Genomic DNA, 966 nt, shown 5'->3' with positions numbered 1-966 from the left:
CCATTGTCCGCGCGCCAGCTTCTCGATTTCGTAACGCGCACGCACGCGCACGCTGCCCTTACCGGTTTCGTAAATCCGGCGCAATTCGTCCGCCGGCGTGATGATTTGACCGCCGCCGGCAAAGTCGGGCGCTGGGATGTACTGCATCAGGTCGGCGGTTTCCAGCGTCGGTTTCTTCAACAGCGCAATCGCCGCCTGCGTGACTTCGTTCAAATTGTGTGATGGGATTTCGGTCGCCATGCCCACCGCGATGCCCGATGCGCCGTTGAGCAAGACCATAGGCAGACGGGCTGGCAGATGTACAGGTTCGTCAAACGCGCCGTCGTAGTTCGGTACAAAATCCACCGTACCCTGATTGATTTCGGACAACAGCAATTCCGCAATCGGCGTCAGCCGTGCTTCGGTATAACGCATCGCCGCCGCTCCGTCGCCGTCGCGTGAGCCGAAGTTGCCGATGCCGTCGATTAAGGGATAGCGCAAGGTAAAATCCTGCGCCATGCGAACCATCGCTTCATAGGCAGAACTGTCGCCGTGCGGGTGATATTTACCCAAAATCTCGCCGACCACGCGCGCGGATTTCACCGGCTTCGCCCCCGCCGTCAAACCCATATCGCGCATGGCAAACAAAATACGTCGTTGTACAGGCTTTTGGCCGTCTGAAACTTCAGGCAGCGCGCGACCTTTAACCACGCTCATGGCGTATTCGAGATAGGCGCGTTCGGCGTATTGACCTAACAGCAGGTAGTCTTCGCCGATAGGAGATGGGCTTGGAGCGGAAATGTGTTCTGTCATCAGGATGGTAAAACGAAATAAATTAAAGAAGGATATTGTAAAGCAAAATCGGTAGTCATAGCCAATTTGAGTGATGAACGGTAGTGCAGCGACAATAAGGCTTACCGAATCAGGTCAGCAAATGGAATCCGTTTCGACAAAAAAGGCCGTCTGAAACCATTTCATGTTTCAGAC

1 protein-coding gene is annotated in these 966 nt (G+C 54.7%); it reads right to left on the bottom strand.

Annotated features, from left to right (window positions below):
• On the bottom strand, positions 1–792 hold a 792-nt coding region (locus ACTHUR_RS12210), incomplete at its 3' end, for a DNA gyrase subunit A (RefSeq protein ID WP_440398741.1).
• Positions 793–966 lie beyond the last annotated feature (174 nt).

The organism is Neisseria sp. P0021.S007 (assembly GCF_051956855.1).
Note: the sequence above shows the minus strand (reverse complement) of the source record. Positions and strands in the feature narration are given on the sequence as shown.